At 75.7% G+C, this 20,068-nt stretch carries 23 protein-coding genes; 10 read left to right on the forward strand and 13 right to left on the reverse strand.

Annotated elements, in window-relative coordinates; translation table 11 throughout:
* Positions 1–46: 46 nt before the first annotated feature.
* Positions 47–2,047 carry an ATP-binding cassette domain-containing protein gene (locus ACIOFR_RS13515; protein ID WP_400995960.1) on the reverse strand — a complete coding sequence of 667 codons (2,001 nt, stop codon included), beginning with the start codon at positions 2,045–2,047 and terminating at the stop codon, positions 47–49.
* Between the two features lie 516 nt (positions 2,048–2,563).
* On the opposite strand from ACIOFR_RS13515, the gene ACIOFR_RS13520 reads away from it, so the two are divergent.
* Positions 2,564–2,866, forward strand: coding sequence for a hypothetical protein (locus ACIOFR_RS13520; protein WP_400995962.1), 303 nt, complete (start codon positions 2,564–2,566; stop codon positions 2,864–2,866).
* Between the two features lie 59 nt (positions 2,867–2,925).
* The gene (locus ACIOFR_RS13525; protein ID WP_400995964.1) at positions 2,926–3,252 is read left to right on the forward strand and encodes a hypothetical protein; all 327 of its coding nucleotides are present in this window, start codon (positions 2,926–2,928) and stop codon (positions 3,250–3,252) included.
* A 14-nt stretch (positions 3,253–3,266) separates the two neighbouring features.
* Here the strand turns inward: ACIOFR_RS13525 and ACIOFR_RS13530 are convergent, their stop codons facing one another.
* Positions 3,267–3,851 carry a TetR/AcrR family transcriptional regulator gene (locus tag ACIOFR_RS13530; protein WP_400995966.1) on the reverse strand — a complete coding sequence of 195 codons (585 nt, stop codon included), beginning with the start codon at positions 3,849–3,851 and terminating at the stop codon, positions 3,267–3,269.
* A gap of 154 nt (positions 3,852–4,005) precedes the next feature.
* On the opposite strand from ACIOFR_RS13530, the gene ACIOFR_RS13535 reads away from it, so the two are divergent.
* Positions 4,006–4,791, forward strand: coding sequence for an SDR family NAD(P)-dependent oxidoreductase (locus ACIOFR_RS13535; protein ID WP_400995968.1), 786 nt, complete (start codon positions 4,006–4,008; stop codon positions 4,789–4,791).
* A gap of 96 nt (positions 4,792–4,887) precedes the next feature.
* Entirely contained in the window at positions 4,888–5,112 is a 225-nt protein-coding gene (locus ACIOFR_RS13540; RefSeq protein ID WP_400995971.1) for a hypothetical protein, read from the forward strand.
* Between the two features lie 28 nt (positions 5,113–5,140).
* Here ACIOFR_RS13540 and ACIOFR_RS13545 read toward each other — a convergent pair whose 3' ends face one another.
* Positions 5,141–7,537: a lysylphosphatidylglycerol synthase domain-containing protein gene (locus ACIOFR_RS13545; protein WP_400995974.1), complete on the reverse strand. Its 2,397-nt coding sequence runs from the start codon at positions 7,535–7,537 to the stop codon at positions 5,141–5,143.
* Between the two features lie 172 nt (positions 7,538–7,709).
* Between ACIOFR_RS13545 and ACIOFR_RS13550 the strand changes: the two genes are divergently transcribed.
* Together ACIOFR_RS13550 and ACIOFR_RS13555 are read left to right on the forward strand one after the other, a co-directional pair.
* On the forward strand, positions 7,710–7,988 hold the full coding sequence (locus ACIOFR_RS13550; protein ID WP_400995976.1) for a hypothetical protein: 279 nt from the start codon (positions 7,710–7,712) through the stop codon (positions 7,986–7,988).
* 111 nt (positions 7,989–8,099) lie between these two features.
* Positions 8,100–8,594, forward strand: a complete 495-nt coding sequence (locus ACIOFR_RS13555) for an NUDIX domain-containing protein (protein ID WP_400995978.1) — start codon at positions 8,100–8,102, stop codon at positions 8,592–8,594.
* A gap of 7 nt (positions 8,595–8,601) precedes the next feature.
* Here the strand turns inward: ACIOFR_RS13555 and ACIOFR_RS13560 are convergent, their stop codons facing one another.
* Entirely contained in the window at positions 8,602–9,303 is a 702-nt protein-coding gene (locus tag ACIOFR_RS13560; RefSeq protein ID WP_400995980.1) for a class I SAM-dependent DNA methyltransferase, read from the reverse strand.
* 61 nt (positions 9,304–9,364) lie between these two features.
* A complete protein-coding gene (locus tag ACIOFR_RS13565; RefSeq protein ID WP_400995983.1) occupies positions 9,365–9,844 on the reverse strand; it encodes a GNAT family N-acetyltransferase in 480 nt (159 codons plus the stop codon).
* On the opposite strand from ACIOFR_RS13565, the gene ACIOFR_RS13570 reads away from it, so the two are divergent.
* The gene (locus ACIOFR_RS13570) at positions 9,843–10,430 is read left to right on the forward strand and encodes a GNAT family N-acetyltransferase (protein ID WP_400995986.1); all 588 of its coding nucleotides are present in this window, start codon (positions 9,843–9,845) and stop codon (positions 10,428–10,430) included. The genes ACIOFR_RS13565 and ACIOFR_RS13570 overlap by 2 nt on opposite strands.
* 40 nt (positions 10,431–10,470) lie before the next feature.
* On the opposite strand, the gene ACIOFR_RS13575 is transcribed toward ACIOFR_RS13570, so the two are convergent.
* Together ACIOFR_RS13575 and ACIOFR_RS13580 are read right to left on the reverse strand one after the other, a co-directional pair.
* Positions 10,471–11,181, reverse strand: a complete 711-nt coding sequence (locus ACIOFR_RS13575) for a tyrosine-protein phosphatase (protein WP_400995988.1) — start codon at positions 11,179–11,181, stop codon at positions 10,471–10,473.
* A gap of 59 nt (positions 11,182–11,240) precedes the next feature.
* Positions 11,241–11,948 (reverse strand): hypothetical protein, encoded by a 708-nt coding sequence (locus ACIOFR_RS13580; protein ID WP_400995991.1) that lies wholly within the window; start codon positions 11,946–11,948, stop codon positions 11,241–11,243.
* A 188-nt stretch (positions 11,949–12,136) separates the two neighbouring features.
* On the opposite strand from ACIOFR_RS13580, the gene ACIOFR_RS13585 reads away from it, so the two are divergent.
* The 3 genes from ACIOFR_RS13585 (at position 12,137) to ACIOFR_RS13595 (ending at position 15,813) form a co-directional block, all read left to right on the forward strand.
* Positions 12,137–12,982, forward strand: a complete 846-nt coding sequence (locus ACIOFR_RS13585) for an RNA polymerase sigma factor (RefSeq protein ID WP_400995993.1) — start codon at positions 12,137–12,139, stop codon at positions 12,980–12,982.
* Entirely contained in the window at positions 12,979–13,932 is a 954-nt protein-coding gene (locus ACIOFR_RS13590; protein ID WP_400995996.1) for a hypothetical protein, read from the forward strand. Before ACIOFR_RS13585 ends, ACIOFR_RS13590 begins: the two co-directional genes overlap by 4 nt.
* A 258-nt stretch (positions 13,933–14,190) precedes the next feature.
* The gene (locus tag ACIOFR_RS13595; protein ID WP_400995999.1) at positions 14,191–15,813 is read left to right on the forward strand and encodes a protein kinase; all 1,623 of its coding nucleotides are present in this window, start codon (positions 14,191–14,193) and stop codon (positions 15,811–15,813) included.
* A 36-nt stretch (positions 15,814–15,849) separates the two neighbouring features.
* On the opposite strand, the gene ACIOFR_RS13600 is transcribed toward ACIOFR_RS13595, so the two are convergent.
* The 6 genes from ACIOFR_RS13600 to ACIOFR_RS13625 all read right to left on the reverse strand — a co-directional run bounded on the left by ACIOFR_RS13600 (position 15,850) and on the right by ACIOFR_RS13625 (position 20,046).
* Positions 15,850–16,368 carry a potassium channel family protein gene (locus ACIOFR_RS13600; RefSeq protein WP_400996001.1) on the reverse strand — a complete coding sequence of 173 codons (519 nt, stop codon included), beginning with the start codon at positions 16,366–16,368 and terminating at the stop codon, positions 15,850–15,852.
* A 111-nt stretch (positions 16,369–16,479) separates the two neighbouring features.
* Positions 16,480–17,151 carry a MerR family transcriptional regulator gene (locus ACIOFR_RS13605; protein WP_400996003.1) on the reverse strand — a complete coding sequence of 224 codons (672 nt, stop codon included), beginning with the start codon at positions 17,149–17,151 and terminating at the stop codon, positions 16,480–16,482.
* Positions 17,152–17,236: 85 nt separating this feature from the next.
* The gene (locus ACIOFR_RS13610) at positions 17,237–18,760 is read right to left on the reverse strand and encodes a hypothetical protein (protein ID WP_400996006.1); all 1,524 of its coding nucleotides are present in this window, start codon (positions 18,758–18,760) and stop codon (positions 17,237–17,239) included.
* 144 nt (positions 18,761–18,904) lie between these two features.
* A complete protein-coding gene (gene tatA, locus ACIOFR_RS13615) occupies positions 18,905–19,180 on the reverse strand; it encodes a Sec-independent protein translocase subunit TatA (protein ID WP_400996008.1) in 276 nt (91 codons plus the stop codon).
* Positions 19,181–19,339: 159 nt separating this feature from the next.
* Entirely contained in the window at positions 19,340–19,690 is a 351-nt protein-coding gene (locus tag ACIOFR_RS13620; protein ID WP_400996011.1) for a DUF202 domain-containing protein, read from the reverse strand.
* A complete protein-coding gene (locus tag ACIOFR_RS13625) occupies positions 19,687–20,046 on the reverse strand; it encodes a YidH family protein (protein WP_400996013.1) in 360 nt (119 codons plus the stop codon). Before ACIOFR_RS13625 ends, ACIOFR_RS13620 begins: the two co-directional genes overlap by 4 nt.
* Positions 20,047–20,068 lie beyond the last annotated feature (22 nt).

A 20,068-nucleotide genomic window follows, 5' to 3' on the forward strand; every position in this document is an offset into this window, starting at 1 on the left:
GGCGCCCCGGGCCGGACCGTCCCGGGGCGACGGCCCCGGGGCGGGGTCAGTCCTCGCCGGTGGTCCGCTGGACGGGGAGCCGGCCCCGGTCGCGCTGGAGCAGCCACAGCTCGCGGAACAGGCCCGGCTCGGAGGTGAGTTGGGGGTAGCTGCCGGTCTGGACGATCCGGCCGGCGCGCATCACCACGATCCGGTCGGCCACCGCGGCGTTGATCAGGTTGTGGGTGACCAGGATGATCGCCCGGTCCCGGGCGAGGGCGCGCAGGCTGTGGAAGATCCGGTGCTCGACCCGGGCGTCGAGGTCGGAGGTGGGCTCGTCCAGGACCAGCAGGCCGGCCTCGCGGTGCAGCGCCCGGGCGACCGCGATCCGCTGCCACTGACCGCTGCTCAGCTCGACGCCGCCCCACCACTCCCTGGCCAGCAGGGTGTCCAGCCCGGACCGCAGCCCGCCGATCACCTCGTCCGCCCCGCACAGGGCGGCGGCGCGCAGCACGGCCTCGTCGCCGCCGCGCAGCGACTGACCGAGCTGGATGTTGTCCCGTGCGGTGAGCGGCCAGCGGGCGAACTCCTGCGGGACGACGGCGGTGCGCCGCCAGGCGGCCCGGGCGTCCAGCGCGCGGGTGGGCACCCCGTCCCAGAGCACCTCGCCGCCGTGCGGCAGGTTGAGGGCGGCCAGGCACTTCATCAGGGTGGTCTTGCCGGAGCCGTTCTCGCCGATCAGGGCGACGATCTCGCCGCGGGCCAGCCGCAGTGACACGCCGTCCAGTGCGGGCCGGTCCGCGCCCGGGTAGGTGTAGGAGACGTCCCGGACCTCGACCTGCGCGGGGCCGTCCGGACGGACCGTGCCGCGGTCGATCCGGTGGCCGCCCGCGAGCTCGACGAACTCGGCCCAGTCGTCCAGGTACAGGCCGAGCCGGTAGAGCCGGGCGCCGAAGCCGACGATGCCCTGCAGCCCGGTGGCGGCGGTGCGCAGGCCGATGACGGCGGTGCCGGCCGCGGCGACGCCCATCCGGCCGGTGGTGAGCAGCCACACCAGGACGGCCCAGACGGTCAGCGAGGCGAGTCCGGCGGCCAGGGCGCCGACCAGGGTGATCCGGGCGGCCCGCCAGGCGGCCTCGTCGGTGGTCCGGTCGATCCGGGCGCCGGCCTCGCGGTAGCGGCCGATCAGGAAGTCCGCGACGGTGTCGGACCGGACCTGGTCGGCGGTGGTCTTGTCGACCAGGAACCAGCGGAGCAGTCCGAGCAGCCGGCGGTCCTCCAAGGTGGCGAGCATGCCGAGGTAGTGCACCCGGGCGGAGCGGACGGCGGCCAGGCCGGAGGGCACCGAGGCGGCCACCAGGAAGGGCAGCAGCAGGGGGTGCAGCACGGTCAGCACGGAGGCGGCGGCGAGCAGCGACACGGCGGAGGCGATCAGGTTCTGGGCGTCCCCGATCAGTTCCTTGGAGACGTCGGCGCCGCGGTCGGCGGCGTCCCACTTGTCGTTGTAGCCGGGGGTGTCGTAGGCGGCCAGTTCGGCGGAGGTGGCGGCCTCCAGCAGGGTCAGTTCGCCCTCGCGGCCGATCCGGGGGGCCAGCCGCTCGGACAGTCCGGTGATCGCGATCCCGGCCAGCGCCCGCAGGCCGGTGGCCAGGCCGAGCACGGCGAGGGAGGGCACGGCCCGGCCGAAGTGGTCGGCGATCCGGCCGGTGGCGACCAGACCGATGGTCGCGGTGGTGGCGATCAGGGCGACGGCCCCGAGGACGCCGGACAGGGCCTGGAGGAGGAGCAGCAGGACGGTGGAGGTGCGGTCGACCCGCCAGGCCAGGGCGAAGGCCCGGCGGACGAGTTGGGGCAGCCGGCGGCTCATGGCGGCCACCGACATCGGCCGCTGGGTGTGGATCCGGCGTTCGCTCGGGAACTGCAGCCGGAGGCTCTCGTCGGGACGGTCGTCGGCGGGGCCGCTCTCGGCGGTGCGGTCGTCGGCGGGGCGGCTGTCGGCGGTGCGGTCGTCGGCGGGGCGGTTCCGGCTCGGTCCGGGCGGGACCGTCCGGTCGGTCTCTTCGGTCACGGAGCTCCTCGGGTGGGGGCGGCCGCGCGGGTGGTCGCGCGGACCGGGGGAGGGGGAACGGGAGAGGGGAACGGGAGGGGGAGCGGGGGTGCGGCCACGATCCTGGCAGCGGCCCCCGGGCCCGCTCGGCGTGTCCGCCGGGAGGTCACTCGATGTGGCCAAAGCCGTGTCGCCGTCGGCGAGTTGACTGGCGGTGGGCGGATCGGGAGGAGGCCGGTGGTCGGACGGATTAACGCGGGGGAACTTCCCGGGGAAGATGCGCGCCGACGGCCCGATCACGCTTCCGGTGCCAGGTGTGCACACGTAGCTTTGACGCGTTCGGTCATGACTTCACACCTGGTCCTCGCCTGCGCCACGGCCGTTCGGGAGCGGTCCCGCGCCGAGCGGCCCGTGGGGCCTCGACCTCCGGGGGCGGCAGTGGATGGTCCGGCGTTCGATCGGCACGGCGGCGCGGGGCCGGCGCGCTGGGAGGGCCTGCAGTCGGACCACGCCGTCGGGGGCCGCTTCCGGTGGCAGTTGAAGGCCCCCAACGGGCGGATGGTCGCGGCCTCCCCGCCGGTGTACGAGTCGGCGGCCGACTCCGAGCGGGCCTTCGCCGCCCTGGTCGCGGCGGGGCCCGTCCTGGCGGCCCGGATCACCCACGTCCGCGAGGGGCTCGGCTGGGTGTGGACGGTGCACGGGCCGCGGGGCGCCGTGCTGGTGCGCTCGCATCGCGCGTACGAGCGCTACGCGACCTGCCAGAGCGCGTTCCGGAGGTTCGTCGCCCTGCTGGCCAGGCTCGGTGAGCAGCGGCGGCCCCCGATCGGGACGCAGCGCTGACGGGCGGCCCCGGATCCGTTCCGGCTAGGCTTCGCCGATCTGCGCGGGAGGGCGGCGGCATGGCGGACGAGGACGGGTTCGGCTGGTACGGGGTGCGGTGCGTGTTCCGCTGGGACAGCCGGCCGCAGGCGTACGAGGAGCGGATCACGCTCTGGTACGCCGATTCGATCGACCGGGCGATCGAGCTGGCCGAGGCCGAGGCCGGGGAGTACGCGGCCGGGGGCGGTTTCGAGTACCTGGCCATCGCGCAGGCGTACCGGATGTTCGACCGGCCCGGCTCCGGGGCGGAGGTGTTCTCGCTCCTGCGGGAGAGCCCGCTGGAGCCCGACGACTACCTGGACTCCTACTTCGACACCGGCGCGGAGCGGCAGCAGAACAGCGACTGAGGGCGGTCGGGGGGCTACCGGCGCGGCCCGGCGCCGTGCAGCAGGGTGTCGACGATCCGTGCGGCGAGCGCCTCCGGGTCGACCTCCTCGCCCTCGGGCCGTCCGTGGACGGCCTCGCCGAGCAGCGCGTAGTAGACCCGGGCCACCCAGGGGAGGTCGGCCGCGGGGTCGATCACGCCCTCCGCCTGCGCCTTGGCGAGCAGTTCGAGGCATCGCCGGTCGATCTCGGCCCAGCCGGCGGCGGCCTCGCCGCCTTCCCGGGCGGGCAGGTTGAGCGCGAAGCTCCAGGCGCCCTTCACCCGGATCACGTTGGCGGTGGCCCGGTGCATCACGACCAGGGCCGGTGAGGAGTCCGGGCGGCTCTCCTCGATGGCGGTGGCCAGTTGCCGCACGGCGGAGGCGGCGAGCGCGTCGACCAGGGCCTGCCGGTTGGCGAAGCGGCGGTGCACGGTGGTCCGGGCGACGCCGGAGGCCTCGGCGATCTGCTCCACGGAGGCGGCCGGATTGGCCGCCAGGACGCGTTCGGCGGCCGCCAGGATGGCCCGCACGCTGCGTTCCGCGTCCGCGCGCAGCGGTCGCCCCGCCGTCGTGCCGCTCATCCGTGCCTCCCGGTCCGCTCTCGGACAGACGATACAGCTGAGCATCGGTTCGCCCAATAACTGCGACAGTGCTGTTGCGGTTTCCCGAGAAAAAGCTACTGTTCTGTATCAGTTGCTGTCGCTGTCGGCCCGACCGACCCCAAGGAGCCCCGCCATGCCCACCGCCCTCGTCACCGGTGCCTCGTCCGGCCTCGGCGCGGAGTTCGCCGCCCAGCTCGCCGCCCGCGGTCACGACCTGGTCCTCACCGCGCGCTCCGCCGACCGCCTGCGGGCGCTCGCCGCCGACCTGCGTCTCGCCCACGGTGTCCGGGTCGACGTGGTGGTCCAGGACCTCGCCGAGCCCGGCGCGGCCCGGCTGATCGCCGCGGAGCTGGACGCCCTGGGCCGCACCGTGGACCTGCTGGTCAACAACGCCGGGTTCGGCACCTGCGGACGCTTCGAGGAGACGGCCGCCGCCCGCGACCACGAGCAGCTGATGGTCAACGTGGTGGCCCCGGTCGACCTCGCGCACGCCCTGCTGCCCGGGATGCTCGCCCGCGGCTCCGGCGCGGTGGTCAACGTGGCCTCGGTGGCGGCCTTCCAGCCCTCGCCCTACTTCGCCGTCTACGCGTCGACCAAGAGCTTCGTGCTGAACTTCAGCCTCGCCCTGCGGCACGAGTACCGGCGGCGCGGGGTGCGGGTGCTGGCCCTGTGCCCCGGCCCGGTGGAGACCGGCTTCTTCGAGGCGATCGGCACCCGCAGGGCGGCCGTCGCCGGCCGGATGGCCACCCCCGCGACGGTGGTCCGCGCCGCGCTGCGGGCCCTGGACCGTGACCGCCCGTACGTCACGCCCGGCCTGAGCAACCTGCTCGCCGCCCACCTGGCGCCGCGCCGTTCGCGGAACCTGGTCGCCGCCGTGGCCGAACGGATCACCCGCAAGGTGCTCGAACCGGCGGCGTGAGGGCGGGTGCCACCGGGCGCCGGCGGGCGGGCGGGCAACACGCCGACCGCCGCTGTGCACCGTGCCAAGCGCCGGCCGGCGGCGGATACTGGCGACATGCCCCAGAATCCTGAGAGCCCCGAATTCCCGGAGGACTTCGACGAGGAATCGCCGGTGGTCGTCGAGGCGGACGACGAGGAGCGCGAGGTGGCCGACCACCTCGGCGACGACCTCGAACTGCTGAGTGAGCGCCGCGCGCTGGGGGCCGGGGACTCCGACGACGGCGACGCCGTCGAGCAGGTCCGCGAGGTCGACCTGGACGAGGACGAGTACCGGGTCTGACCGCCCCGCCGCCGCGACCCGCCGGTGCTCAGAGCGCCTTGCGCCGCTGCAGCCACGCGAACGCGGCCCAGCCGGGCAGCACCGGCAGCAGGAAGGTGAGCAGCCGGTACAGCACCACGACGGCCAGCGCCGTGCCCATGTCCATGCCGGTGGTGCCGACCAGCAGCTGCTGCAGGAGGGCCTCGACCCCGCCGACCCCGCCCGGGGTCGGCACGGCCGAGCCGACCGCGTTGCCGGCCATGAAGGAGAAACCGGCCGCCGCGAACTGCGGGCTCTGCCCGATCGCCCGCGCGCAGCAGTACAGGCAGGTCACGAACATCACCGAGACCAGCAGCTGCCCGGCCAGCCCGGCCGCCAGCTTGCCCGGCTGCTGGAGCAGGTCGAGCAGCCGCGGCAGCACCTCGGCACGCAGCGGCCGCAGCAGGGCCTGGAGCCGGCGGCGCAGCCGGGGCACCGCCACCACCCAGAGCAGCAGCAGGCCGAGACCGGACAGGATCACCGCCATCACGGCCGGGTCGGGCATCTCGGTCTGCGTGCCGCGCCCCAGCAGCCAGGCGAAGCAGGCGACCTGGAGCAGGTGCAACATCAGGCCGAGCAGGTGGGCGGCGCCGACGCTGGACAGCGCCTGGGCGGTCGGGATGCCGCTGCGCTGCAGGAAGCGTGTGTTCAGCGCCACCCCGCCGACCGCGCCGGGCGACACCAGCTTCACGAACGACCCGGCCACCTGCGTCATCAGGGCCCGGCCGAACTTCAGCCGCTCCGGGACGAAGCCGATGAAGCCGAGGGTGGCGGCCGGATAGCTGGCGGCGGAGGCCAGCGCGGCCGCCGCCAGCCACAGCGGGTCGGCCCCGGCCAGCACGGTGATCGGGTTGCTGCCGCTGAAGAGCTCCTTCAGCAGCAGGAAGCCGGCCAGCATCCCGGCCACCACGGTGATCAGGGTGCGCGGCCTCAGCCGCTCCAGCCGGACCGGCTCGGCCGGCGCCTGCGGCAGGCTGCGCAGCACCTCCGCGCGGACCTCGGCGACCAGCGCGGGGTGCTCGCGCAGCGCCGCCCGGGTGTCCCGGGCGAGGGCGATCGGTTGCAGCAGGGGCAGCGCCGCGCCGACGGCGGCCGGGCCTAGCACGGCCATCCCGCTCAGCACCGCGCGCTCCGGCCCGATCCGCAGGGCGAGTACCGTGAGCAGCCCGGCGAGGTCCAGCTTGAGCAGCAGTTCGCCGGCCGCGATCTCGCCGTCGGCCAGGTCGACCAGGTGGACGGCGCCGGTCCCGTCCACCAGCAGGCTGTCCGGGCCGATGGTGCGGTGCGCCAGCTGCCGGCGCTGGAGCAGGCGCAGCTGTCCCCAGGCGTCGGCCAGCACCTCGTCGGTGAGCTCGGCGTCGGTGAGCTCGTGCAGCGGCCGGGCCGACAGCCGGGGGTAGGCGACCAGGGCGGCGCCCGGTCCGAGCTCGGTGACCGCGACGGGTTCGGGGGTGCGGACGCCGGCGGCGGTCGCGGCGTACGCGAGCAGCGCCTGGCGCTCCAGGCCGGCGCGCAGCGGGCGCAGGCCGAGCGCGGGCGGTGCGGTCCGCAGGCGCAGCAGCTGCCAGATCCGGTGCAGCAGGCCGCTGGCCTGCGCCTGCCGGTCGAGCAGCCGGACCTCCAGCTCCGGGCGGCCGTCCCGCTGGGTGACCAGGTAGCGGCTGGGACCGGTCCGGCGGATGGTGTCCGGCCGCACGCCCGCCTTGCCGAGGGTGCTGCGCAGCCGGCGCTCGGTGGGCAGGCTGGTGGGCTCGCCGAGCGCGTACCGGGTGCCGTGCGCGGCGGTCCAGCCGACCAGCAGTCCGAGCAGCAGGGAGAGCGGGGTGGCGTAGCCGGTGAGCAGCCCGGACAGGCCCGCGAGGGTGAGTGCGACGGCGAGGGCGGTGCGCCAGCGGGTCAGCCCGACGGTGCCGACGGTGGTCATGAAGGCCAGGACGGGGGCCAGGTGCCCGTAGACCGGGTCGGTGCGGCCCCCGCCGCCCGGGGCGGGGTGGGTCAGGGTGGCCAGGCCGTCGACGCCGAGGTCGAGGGCGAGCGCCAGCGCGTACGCGATCACGGCGGCGAGGACGCCGTCGGTGACCCGGCGCCGGTCGCCGCGCAGCAGGCGGGCGGTGGCGAACGCCGGCGGGACGAGCAGCAGGGCGGCGGTGCACAGCGCGCCGACCACCCGGACCGGGGTGTCGGGCAGCAGGCCGGCGCCGTCGGATATGTCGCGGTCCAGGCCGAGGGCGGTGCGCTGGGCGTAGTCGGCGATCAGCAGGGTGAGACCGACGGCGGCGAGGCCGACCAGCAGGCGCAGCAGTGCCGCGGGATGCCGCACCCGCAGGGCGCCGCCGCCCGGTGCCTCCTGCGCCGGGCGTTCGGCGGATGAGGTCGGGGACTGCTCATCTTGTATCACCGTAGCCACGCGGCATCGTTGCACACGGGTCCGAACGGCGGCCGGTGCTCGACGGAATGCCAGGGATCAATCAGGGGTGTATACCAGCTGATATGCGGGCATACCCGAACGGATGCCGCAGCAGTGCAGCCGCCCGACCCGCAGCCCGCGGAGACCGGCGGCCGCCGGAGGGAGGTCGATGATGACCAAACGATCGACGGCCAAGATGACGAAGCTCCGCCGGGGCACCCAGGACATCCTGGAACGCCGCTCGATGGCGACCAGCACCAGCCCGCTCGCCCCGCAGCTCCACACCGACAACCCGACCGCCGCCCGGGAGGGTCCCTACTTCGGCGACGACACCTTCAGCCACGGCGGGCGCCGGGCCTTCGCGGCCACCGCCCCGCCGCCCGGCCAGGCCCGTCACGCCGAGCTCCCGGGCCACCGGCACCGCGGTGCCGAGAAGCACTCCGCGCACTGAGCGCCCCGACGGGGCGGTGTCCGCACGGCGGGCACCGCCCCGTTCGCCCGCCCGGCGCGGGCCCGTGGTGCGAGAGTGGGTCGCGACACCGTCCCGTCCCCGAGGAGTGCCATGTCGGACAGCCCGCTGCTCCAGACCCGCGAGGAGTGGCTCGCCTCGCTGCACCGGGTGTACGCCGCCGCCGGCTGCCTGATCACCGACCCGGCCGGCCGGGTGCTGATCGTGAAGGCCGGTTACCGCGAGTACTGGCAGTTCGTCGGCGGCACCGTCGACCTCGGCGAGAACCCCCGGCAGTGCGCCACCCGGGAGCTGGCGGAGGAGACCGGCATCGTCCGCGAGGCCGGCGAGCTGCTGGTGGTCGCCTGGACCAACCCCTCCGGCGGGCTCGACCACCCGGCGAGCCACTTCCTGTTCGACCTGGGCACGATGGCGGCCGACACTCCCGTCTCCCTGCCGGCCGGAGAGCTCGACGACCACCGCTGGGCCACCCCCGAGGAGGCGCTCACCCTGCTCGGCCCGGCCCGCTCGCTGCGCCTGACGGCCGGGCTGGCGGCCCGCGCCGACGGCCGCACCCGGGTGCTGACCAGCCCGAGCTCGGGGCTCTGAGGCGGTCTCAGACGGGGTTGCGCCAGACGTAGGCGGCGGAGACCGGGTGGCTGCGCAGGCGCTCCCACTTCGGCTTGAGCGCGATCCACTCGTCGTCCACCACCGCCTCGCGCATCTCGGCCAGCTCCCAGCCGGCCGCCAGGCCCGCCGAGAGATGGTCGCTGACCAGGTGGACGTGGGTGGCGATGGCGGTCGAGGAGCCGTCGGCGGCGTCGTAGTGGGTGGGCATGCCGGCGGCCATGATGAAGTACGGGTGCAGGCCGACCAGGACGAACAGCCCGCCCGGGCGGGTCAGCCGCCGGGCCTCGCGGTAGAGCGGGCCGAGGTCGGCCAGGTGCTCGTCGACCAGGGACGAGACCGCCAGGTCGTAGCCGTCCGACGGCAGGCCGGTGGCGGCCAGGTCCGCCTCGACCAGCCGGTCGTGAACGCCCTTGGCACGGGCCAGGGCCAGCATCTCGGGGGTGATGTCCACGCCGTCGACGGCGCCCACGCCCTGCGCGCGCAGCCAGGCGCCGGTGCGGCCGGTGCCGCACCCCAGGTCGGCCACCCGGGCGGCCGCGGCCCAGCGGGGGACGGCGAGTTCGGCCAGCACCGCGAGGTCCATGGCGTCCTGCACGGTCTGCTCGTACGTCCCGGCCCAGCCGGCGTAGCCGGTGCGGACGTCCACCACCGGGTAGTTGCGGGTGTCGAAGTCGGCGAAGTCAACCATGCCGTCAGTCTTGCCACGAAGGGCCGTTCGCGGCCACCGGATTACCGCGCGCGGCACCGGTTCACCGCGGTCGCCGGGCCGGGCCGGCGGGCGGGTCCAGGGTCAGCTTGAAGCCGTCGTGGCTGCCGACGAAGCCGAGCGAGCCGTAGAAGCGGTGCGCCCGGTCGCGGTCCTTGTTGCTGGTGAGCTGGACCAGTGCGCAGCCGCGCGCCCGGGCCCGTTCGAGGGCCGCGGTCAGCAGCTGCCGGCCGAGCCCCTCGCCGCGCCGGTCGGCGCGCACCCGGACGGCCTCGATCAGCGCCCGTTCGGCGCCGCCGCGGCCCAGCCCCGGGACGTAGGTCAGCTGGAGGCTGCCGAGCACGGTGCCGTCGCCGCCGTCCAGCACCAGGAGTTCGTTGCGCGGGTCCGCGTCGATCGCGGCGAACGCGGCCTCGTACGCTGCTCCGACGACGATCGAGCCGGGGTCGACCACGGTGTCCTCGTCGGCGAGCAGGGCGAGGACGGCCGGCAGGTCCCGGCGGGTGGCGGTCCGGAAGATCATGACGGGAGTCTGGCAGATGGAGCTGGTGGTCCACCCCGAGGCCGAGGTGCCGGCCGAACTGCGGCGCCAGGTGTGGGAGTTGCAGGAACAGGCCTGGCCGACCGGGCAGCCGGACCCGGGAGTCGGCCACGATCCGGCGCTGCTGCCCCGCTCGATGCTGCTGCTGGACGGCGACCGGGTGGTGGCCGCGCTCGACCTGCTCAGCAAGGAGATCAGCCACGCCGGGCAGGTGTTCCGGGCCTGCGGGCTGTCCGCGGTGGTCACCGACCGGGCCCGCCGGGGCCGCGGCCACGGCGGCCGGCTGGTCGCCGCGGCCCGCACGTACCTGCCCGAACTCGGCGCCGACCTCGGGGTGTTCAGCTGCGACCGGCCGCTGGAGCCGTTCTACCGCGGGGCCGGCTGGCAGCCGCTGCCCGGGACGGTCCTGGTCGGCGGCACCCCGCAGGAGCCCTTCCCGAGCGACCGGCCCGGCTTCGACAAGGTGGTGCTGGCGGACTTCGTCACCCCGCACGCCCGCGCCCACCGGGCGTCCTTCCCGGGCGCCCGGATCGCGCTGTACCCCGGGGCGATCGACCGTCTCTGGTGAGCGGCGCCCACGGCGTTCCGGGACCGGCGCGCGGCGCGGCTCAGCCGAGCAGCCTGGCCCGGACGGCGGCCAGCTCGGCGGCGGGCAGGTAGGACTCCGGCTCGAACTCGGCGAGCACCTCGCGCAGCGCCGCCTCGGCGGTGGTGCCCGCCTCCCGCAGGATCTCCTCGGTCACCGCCGCCTCGTCGGGCCGCCCGAGCATGCCCCACAGCGGACGCAGGTTCTCGGTGCTGAGCAGGTAGTCGGCGGCGATCGCCTCGGCCCGCACCCCCGCGACCGCGAGCAGCACGAGCGTGGCCAGCCCGGTGCGGTCCCGGCCCGCCCCGCAGTGCACCACCACGCCGCCGGGACGGGCCGTGGCGACGGCGCGGACCAGCGCGGCGACGGCGTGCGGGCAGTCGTCCAGGTAAGGGCGGAAGGACAGCGGCGTGCCGTCCAGCGCGCCGAAGCGGGCCCACCAGTCGGGGCCGGCCAGCTCGTCCAGCGGCACCCGGACCAGCTCGACGTCGGCCGGGTGGGCCAGCCGCGGCCGGAAGTCCGCCTCGTCGCGCAGGTCGACCACGGTCCGCACGCCGTACGCCCGCAGGGCCGCCCAGCCCTCGTCGGTCAGCGAGTCGAGGTTGTCGGCGCGCACGACGGCTCCCCGGCGGGTGCGGCGGCCGTCGACGGTGGGCAGACCGCCGAGATCGCGCACGTTGAGGCAGCCGTCCCAGGCCAGCTGTCGGTCGTCCGTCGTCTCGCTGCTGCGCATGCCGCTGCGTCCCCCGCGTCCTGTCCCCGCCCGAAGGCCTCGTGCCCCCCGGCTGTTGATCAGGACGGGCCGCGGGCCGTCGGCGGTTCCGTCCGGGGGGCTTCCGGCGCGCCGAACACCCAGAGCTCCCGGCCCAGCGTGTCCAGGCAGCGGACCCGGTCGAAGCGCTCGTCGCCGGCCGACAGGAAACCCTCCGCGGTGGCCTCCAGCACCTCCCGGGCGACCGGGTCGAACCGGCTCCACGCACCCTGCAGCCGCAGCTCGCCGCCGTCCAGCTCGGCGCGCTTGATCCGGGGGAGGGCGGCCTGCGCCAGGGCGGCGTTGACCGCCGCCAGCTCGCCGGCCGACAGGTACGGGACGGCGCCCGGGTCCGCCAGCCGGCAGCGCAGCTCCGGCAGCGCGTAGTGCCGGACGGCGGCCACCGAGTCCTCGACGGCGACCAGCCAGCGCGGCCCCGGCGCCACCTCCCACCGGACCTCGTCGCCGACCGGCAGCAGGTCGCCGATCCGGGCCCGCCACCCGGCCGCCGGCGCGGGGCTTCCGGGATCGGCGGGGTCCGGTCGAGGGGAGCGGGGGGTGACCGCGAGGTGCAGCGTGTAGCGGACGGACCGCTCGTCGGCCGCGACCACCTCGACGGTCAGCCGCGCCCGGTGCGCCCCGTCCGGGAGCGTGAAGGTCCGCCCCTCGCCGGTGAAGCCCATGGCGCGCAGGGCGGGCGCGAAGTGCTCGCGCAGGCCCTTCGCGAAGAGCTCGGGGGCAGTCGTCATCACCGGTCCGTGGGGGAGGGGGTGGCCGGGCGGGAGCACCGTCCGTCCACGAACGTATGTCGTGGACGCCCCGGCGGGCTGCGGGCCAACGGCAGCAGCGGGCAGGACCTTCGTCCCGCCCGTCGGGCCCGGACCGGGACGGGACCCGCCCGTCGGACCACCCGCCCGGATGGCCCATGATGGGGCGGGTGCACAGTGCAGAACACCACGGGGCGGACGCCGGCAACGGGGTCGGCCACCCGATCGGCCAGGGGCGGTCGCCCGACCGCAGGGCCGACCTGGCGGCGGCCGTCCTGGCCGCCCGGACGGGGGACGAGGACGCCTTCCGGCTGCTGTTCCGGGCCGTCCAGCCGGGCCTGCTGCGCTACCTGCGGGTCCTGGTCGGCGGCCGGGCCGAGGACGCCGAGGACATCGCCTCCGAGGCCTGGCTGCAGGTGGCCCGGGACCTCGACCGGTTCACCGGCGACTCCGACGGCTTCCGCGCCTGGGTCGCCACCATCGCCCGCAACCGGGCCATGGACCACCTCAGGCGCCAGCGCCGCCGCCCGGTCGCCGACCTCCCCGAGGAGTACCTGGCCGAGCTCGCCGCCGCCGAGGACACCGCCGGCGCCGCGCTGGCCACCGTCACCACCGCCGACGCGCTCGCGCTGATCGCCCGGCTGCCCCGGGACCAGGCCGAGGCGGTGCTGCTGCGCGTGGTGCTGGAGCTGGACGCCGAGAGCGCCGCCCGGGTGCTGGGCAAACGGTCCGGCAGCGTCCGGATGGCCGCCCACCGGGGGCTGCGCAGACTGGCCGGGCTGCTGGAGCAGACCGGCGGGGCCGCGGCCGGCGTACCCGGCCGGGCCCGGTCCGTGCCGCCCGCACGGGTCCCCGAACAGCCCGCCGGGCCCGGGTCGGCGGAAGCCGGGCCGGCCGTGCACGTCGCGCAGGCCGGACAGGCTGCGCAGACCGGACAGGCCGCACAGGCCGCGAAAAAAATTTCTGCGCAAGGTGTGACACCGCGAAGAGCCGCGACGCTGAAGGACATGAGATGAGCACCAACCGATCCCGCCGGATCGACCGCGAGACCGCCGAGCAGCTGCTCGCCGGTGCCGGGGCCGACCCGGAGGCCGGTCAGGCCGCCCTCACCGGTCACCCGGCACTCGCCGGGCTGCTCGCCGCCGCCGCCGTCCGGGCAGCCGACGCCGAGCCGGCCGGGGAGCAGCGCGCCCTGGCGGCGTTCCGGGAGGCACGTCTCAGCACGGCCGCACAGCCCAGCACTGCCGCACAGCCCGACCCGACTGCCAAGCCCCGGAGACGAACCATGGCGGACACCGCGCTCGCGCGGGCCTTCAGCGCGAAGGCCGTCGCTGCCGCGTTCGCCGCCACGGCGCTCGGCGGTGTCGCCTTCGCCGCGGGCACCGGCACGCTCCCGCCGGCCCTGGGCGGCACCCCCGCCCCCGGCCACCGCGGCACCGCCGCCCCGGCCGACCCGGCGGGCACCGTCCCGGGGCCGCGCTCCGCCCCCGGCCGCGCGTCCGGCTCCCCGGCACCCGACGGATCGGCCGCCCCGGCCCGCCGGACCGGCACCGCCGTCCCGGGCGGCGTGCCCGCGCCCGGCGGCAGCGCGTCCGCGGGGGCGGAGGACGGCTCCCGGAACACCGGCGCGGACACCACCGGGCCGGCCGCGACCGGTCCGGGCACGGGCGGACCGGCCGACCCCGCCCCGCCCTGCCGTTCGCTGCGGGACCGGCTGCGCGCCGGCGCGGCCGTCTCCGAGCTGCTGAAGGACCCCGCCCTCCAACAGCTCAACCGCGCCTCCGGCGGCCCGCTGCGCACCGTCGCGTACTGCGCCGAGGTGCTGCACGAGCAGCTGCCCGGCGCGCCCTCCGACCAGCCGGGCGGCCAGCAGCCCGATCCGCGGTCCCTGACCAAGGACGGCCAGCAGCCCGGCAGCGGCCGGGCGACGACCACCCCCGCACCCTCCGGCAGCCGCCGGGGGTGACCCAAAAACTCCGGTCGGGCGGCGGGCGAACCCCCCGGGCCCGCTGCCCGACCGGTGGCCGCGTTCCGCGCGGTACGGCAGGACCCGAAGGACTCCGGGCGGTCGGTGGGCTCCCCCGTGTCCACCGCCCGCCCGGCTGCCCGCCGGTCCGCCGCCCCGGGCTTCCGGCCCCCCGCCCGAACGTCCGGCCGCTATCGTGCACAGGTGCACGAGGCGATCCCAGTCCTTGGGCCGTCGGAGTGAGGGGAGCGGTTCCCGGTGATCGGACGCGCGATGAACGGGCGCTACGAGCTCGTCGAGATACTCGGCGTCGGCGGCATGGCCACGGTCTGGCGCGGGATCGACCGTCAGCTCGGCCGCCAGGTGGCGGTCAAGGTGCTGAACGGCGGCCTCGCCGACGACCCCCGGTTCGCCGAACGCTTCGGCCGCGAGGCCCGGCTCGCCGCGATGCTGGTGCACCCCCGGGTGGTGATGGTCTTCGACTCCGGGGTGGACCAGGGGTCGCCGTACATCGTCATGGAGCTGGTGCAGGGCCGGCCGCTCAGCCACGTGATCGCCGACGCCGGGACGCTGCCGCTGGAGCAGGCGGTCGGGGTGGCGGCCGCGGTCTGCGAGGCGCTGGAGGCCGCGCACGGCCAGGGGCTGGTGCACCGGGACATCAAGCCGGGCAACATCATGATCACCGCTGACGGCGGGGTGAAGGTGGTCGACTTCGGCATCGCCCGGGCCGGATCCTCCGCCGCCGGGCGGCTCACCCAGAGTGCGACCGTGCTGGGCACCGCCGCCTACCTCTCGCCGGAGCAGGCAACCGCCGGCGCCGTGGACGCCCGCGCGGACCTCTACGCGGTCGGCTGCGTCCTGGTCGAGATGCTCACCGGCGCCCCGCCGTTCGACGCCGACACCCCCGTCGCGATCGCCTACAAGCACGTCACGGAGTATCCGGTGCCGGTCTCCGTGCACCGCCCGGAGGTGCCGGCGGCCCTGGACGCCGCGGTGCTGCGGCTGCTCGCCAAGAGCCCCGACGGCCGGCCGGCCGGCGCGGGCCAGGCCCGGGCCGAGCTGCTCGCCGCCGTTCCCGGTACGTACCAGCCCGACCGCACCGGGGAGTTGCTCGGGGCCGGCGCGGCCACCCAGGTGCTGCCGCCCGTCCCGGCGGGGCTGCTCGCCCAGTCGCCGACCGGTCCGCCGCTGATGGCCCGGGCCCCGCAGTCCGCCGCGCCCGCGCCCCGGCATCCGGGTGAGCGGCACACCTCGGTGCTGCCGCCGGTCCCGTTCGATTCGCCCGGTGAGCGCGGGGGCGGGTACGGGGACGGCGGCGGGCACCGGGACGACCGCGGCGGGGAGCCGCCGGCCCCGAGCCGCCGACCGCTGGTCATCGCCGGTGCGGGGGTCGCGGCCGTGGCCGTCGCCGTCGTGGTCGCGGCGCTCAGCCTCGGCGACTCCTCGGGGGGAGCGGTCGCCGCGCCGGTGTCCCCCTCCGCCGCCCCGGTGACGGTCCCGTCCGCGTCGACGGCCGCGCCCTCGACGGCGCCCTCCGCCTCGCCCGACCGCGGCACGTCGCCGTCCCCCTCCGCGTCGCCGTCCGGGAAGGCCAACCCGGCGGTCGGGATCGCGCAGCTCAGGGCGGTCGTCGCGCAGACCAGGATCAATCGCGACCGGGACCGTCAGGAGGAGCTGCTGCAGGTCCTGGACGAGGCCGCCAGGTCGGTGGTCGCCCGTCGCCCGGACGCCGCCGAGGACCAGCTGAAGGATGCCCAGAAACTCGTCCGCGACCTCGCCAAGCGGCGCGCGGTCGACGGCGACACCGCGCAGGCCTGGCAGTCCCGGCTGGCCTCGCTGATCGCCTCCGTGCACGCCCAGCAGCAGGACCCGAACGGCTGACGCGGGAGCACCCGCGGCGTCGCCCGCCCGGCCGTCTCAGCCGCGGTGCCGCCGCCGGTCCACCCGCTGTTCCAGGCTGCTGCGCAGCCGGCGGTTGATCGCGGTGGCGCCCGCGGTCAGGAAGACCAGGGTGTAGAGGATCTGGAGCATCACCACCACCCGGGCGACCTGCCCGGACGGCACGATGTCGCCGTAGCCGACGGTGGCCATGGTGATCACCGTGAAGTAGAGCGCGTCCACCTTGGTGCTGATCCCCTGGAACTCCCCGGGCGTGCGGGCCATCGCGAGGTACGCGGTGGAGAACAGCAGGATCGAGAAGCAGAGCAGCATGACGATCACCAGTACCGGGTGGCCGCGCTCGCCGAGCAGCTCCTGCTGGATCTGCCGGAGCAGGGTGATCGCCACCCCGACCAGCGCCAGGCCGAACGAGATCCAGGAGGCCACCGGGTGCTGCGGCCCGAAGACGCCCATCGGGATCACGAACCAGAGGGCGAACAGCAGCACCGGGAGGCCGAGCGAGACCACCCACGCCACCGGCCGGGGGGCTCTGCTCATCATCGGCTCCCCCGGGGTCGGGCCACGTCGGTCCCGTCCAGCCTGCGGGACGGGACCGCGCAACGCCGGGCCGGCCTGCGCCGTTCGGGCGGTGCGGCCGGCCGGGCCCGGTCAGCCGAGGTGGGCGGGGGCCGGTGGCCGGGCGGCGAACAGCCGGTGCGAGGCGTTCTCCTGGGCGAGCCGGCGCAGCGCGGCGAGCGCCGCGTCCCCCAGGACGGTGCCGATGACGGCGCTCTCCACCAGGCCGTCCGGGTCCGGATGGGTGGCGACGGCGGCGACCTCGGCGGCGGCGAGCCGTTCGGCCGCGGCGGCGTAGTCGTCCAGCAGCCCGATCAGCTCGTCCTGGCCGAGGGTGTGGAAGGCGACGATCACCTGCGCCAGCGCCTGCCGGGCGGGGCTGTCGGCGGTGACCTGCCAGCCGAGCCGGTCGACCAGCTTCTCGACCGCCCGGTCGGCCTGCTCCCGGGCGGTGCTCTCGCCGGCGCTCTCGACGCCGGTGGCGGGGGTGGGCGCGGTGACCGCGCCGAGGGCGACGCCGAGGGTGTCGTGCAGGGAACGGCCCGGGGTGTCGAGGGCGGCCAGCACCTCGCGGGCCGAGGCGATCGAGAGTCGGCCGACGTCGATCATGGCGCGCACCAGCTTCAGCCGGTGGACGTGGGTGTCGCCGTACTGGGCCTGGTTCGGGCTGGTCAGCTCACCGGCGGGGAGGAGCCCCTCGCGCAGGTAGTACTTGATCGTGGGTACCGGCACGCCGGTCCGGCTGCTCAACTCGCCGATTCGCATGGCTGTCCGCTCCCTGGTCTCCGCTGAATGGATAGCCTACCTTCCCAATATGCCGCGGAGGACGACCGGCCCGGCCCGTCGCCGTTCAGCCGCCGGCGGCCGTGGCGGGGTCGCCGGGCCCGGCGGGCCGGTCGGGCCGGTCGGGCTCGTCCGGCTGGTCCAGGAACTCCAGGATCGCCAGCACCAGCAGCAGCAGCAGGGCCAGCCAGATCACCACCGCCACGGTCGGGTAGCTCCACAGCAGCAGGACCAGCGCGAGTACGCAGGTCACGCCCCAGCCCAGCCACGCCTTCCAGCGGTGGACGAAGCGGCCGACCGGGCCGAGCCGCATCCCCAGCCGCTCCGCCGCATCCCGGACGGCGCCGAGGCCGGCCTGCCACAGGCCCCGTACCGCGCCCGCCCGGCGGCCGCCGCCGGACAGCCAGGCGCCCAGCGCGACCACGATGCCCAGCGCCAGCAGCATCCGGACGGCGGCGCGCAGGTACCGGACCAGCGCGTCGTAGACCGCCGCCGCGGCGTCCTGGTTGACGCCGGCCGGAAGCTTGTCCAGGTAGATCACCCGGAAGACCGTCAGTCCGATCCCGAGCACCCCCGCGCCGACGGCCATCGCGATCGCCGTGGTGACCACCGCGCGCCGGCGCCGGGCGGCCAGCAGGACGCCGCCGACGGCGCACAGCAGGGTCACCACGGGAAGCCAGAAGCCGACCAGCTCCAGCAGGCGGAAGCCGGTCTGGACGCTCTGCACGCTGTCGGAGCGGATCAGCGTGATGTCGGTGTGCACCTCCGGGATCTTGGCGGCGATGCCCACGCCCCGGTCCACCAGGCGGGTCTTCACCTCGTCGATCAGCGGCGCGAGGTCGAGGGTGACGGTGTCGCCCTTGATCTCGACGGCGCCGCCGCCCTTGCCGGTCAGCGCCTTGTCCACGGCCGCGTGGATGTTGCGGTTGGCGTTGACCCAGACGGTGGCGAAGGCGTCGCTCTCGACCAGCCGCTGCACCTGGTCGTGCACGAAGCCGGTCAGACCGCTCGTCAGGGCGGGGCCGATCTTCTTGAGCGCGGTGTCCAGGAGTGGCCGGTCGGCGGGGGCGATGTCCGCCAGGAGGCTGTCGATCGGCAGCTGTTGCATGATCAGGTCGGTCACCCGGTTGGTGACGGCGCTCTGCACCGCCGGGTCCTTGGCCAGCGGGGCGACCGTGGCGACGTACCGATCGGTGTCGGAGATCTGCGAGTTGGTCCAGGTGGCGATGGCCGACAGCGGGGTCAGCACGGCCGCGAGGGTGATCAGGACGGCGGCGAGCAGGGACCGGAGCCGGTGCCGGGGCGGGGCCGGGGTCTTCTTCTCCAGGACGGCGACCCGCTGCCGGAGTTCGGTGAGCTCGTCGGGCTCCTGGCCGGCGGACGGCTCCTGGGCCGCGGGTTGTTTCCGGCCGTCGGACGGCTCCTGGGCCTCGGACGGCTCCTGGGCCGGCGGCGCGGCCGGGGTGGGCGGTGGCGTCGGGGACTCGGGTTCTGACGGGGCCGGTGTGGCCGGTGGCGAGGGCGGTTCCGGGGCCGGGGGCTTGTCCGAGTGCGCAGGCTGTTCCGGTTCCGGTGCTCCTGGGGTTGCCATGGGAGTCCTCCGAGCACTCGGCGCGATCGTCGAGTACTAGGAGATAACAGAACAAATCGGACGGCTACTCGACCGTCCCGCCGTCCGGCGACGACAGAGCCCCCGTTCCGTCGGCGACGGAACGGGGGCTCGGGAGCCGGGGGCTCAGGCGCCGGTGGCCGACTTGGTGGTGTCGGCGGACTTGGTGACGGTGGTCGGCGCGACCGCCGGGCGGGGCTGCTCGGCCGCGCTCTGCGCGGTGCCGTTCTGGGCCTCGGCCGGGGCGTCGTCCTCGCGCAGGGCCTTGGTCTCGGCCTTGAGGATGCGCATCGACTTGCCGAGGCCGCGCGCCATCTCGGGCAGCTTCTTGGAGCCGAACAGCAGGACGAGCACGACCACCATGATGATGAGGTGCCAGGGCTCAAAACCGTTACGGAACATCCCTGACCACCGGTCCTTTCGCGGAAGTTCTCGCCGAAATGCCAGCCGGGCGGACGTGCCCGACCTGGCCAGTATGCCTGGCCCGGTCCGCGAACGTATACACCCGCCGGCAAACGCTGGTGGAAAAACAGGTGCCGGGCCGCCTGGTGGTCTGGACCACTATTCGGTGACGGGGCCTGCTCCGGGGGCGGTCAGCACGCACCACGCGCTGCCCAGCGCGGCCACCGCCACCGTCAGGGCCAGCATCCGCAGCGGCGTCACCCGGACGGCTTCCGGGTCCGCCCCCGGGCGTTCGAGGCGGCGCCGGCGGTGCACCCCGTACCCGAGGAACCCGCAGGCGGCGGCTGCCAGCAGACCGCCGAGCGCGGTCAGCCCGGGCTGTCGGGAGATCAGGCCGGTGCGCAGGATCAGCAGCGCGTCAACGGTCAGGAGCAGGGCGGTGCGCCCCCAGGCGAGCAGGGTCCGCTCCGGCTGCAGGCCCGGGTCGCGGCCGGTCGGGGGCGCGGTCACCGGACGGAGCCGATGACCAGGGCGCTCAACACCACGGCGGCCACCACCACGCAGACCGTCAGCACCAGCATGATCCGGGTGTACGGCAGCCGGCCGCCCTCCCGGATGGCCCGTTCGACCCGCACCCAGCGGCGGTACGCGGCCGCGCCGAGCCCGGCGCCGCCGAGCGCCAGGACCACCGCGAGGGCCGCCCGGACGGGGGCGGGTGCGAGGCCGGGGGTGAGCTGGTCGATCGCGACCGCGCCGGCCAATAGGGCCAGTGCCGTGCGGATCCAGGCCAGGAAGGTGCGCTCGTTGGCGAGGGTGAAGCGGTAGTCCGGGTCCTCGTGCTCGCGGCGCCAGGCTGGTTCCGGCATCGGTGGCTGGCCTCCTGCGGTC

The sequence above is a fragment of the Kitasatospora sp. NPDC088346 genome (assembly GCF_044740765.1).
In the GTDB taxonomy this organism is placed as follows: domain Bacteria; phylum Actinomycetota; class Actinomycetes; order Streptomycetales; family Streptomycetaceae; genus Kitasatospora.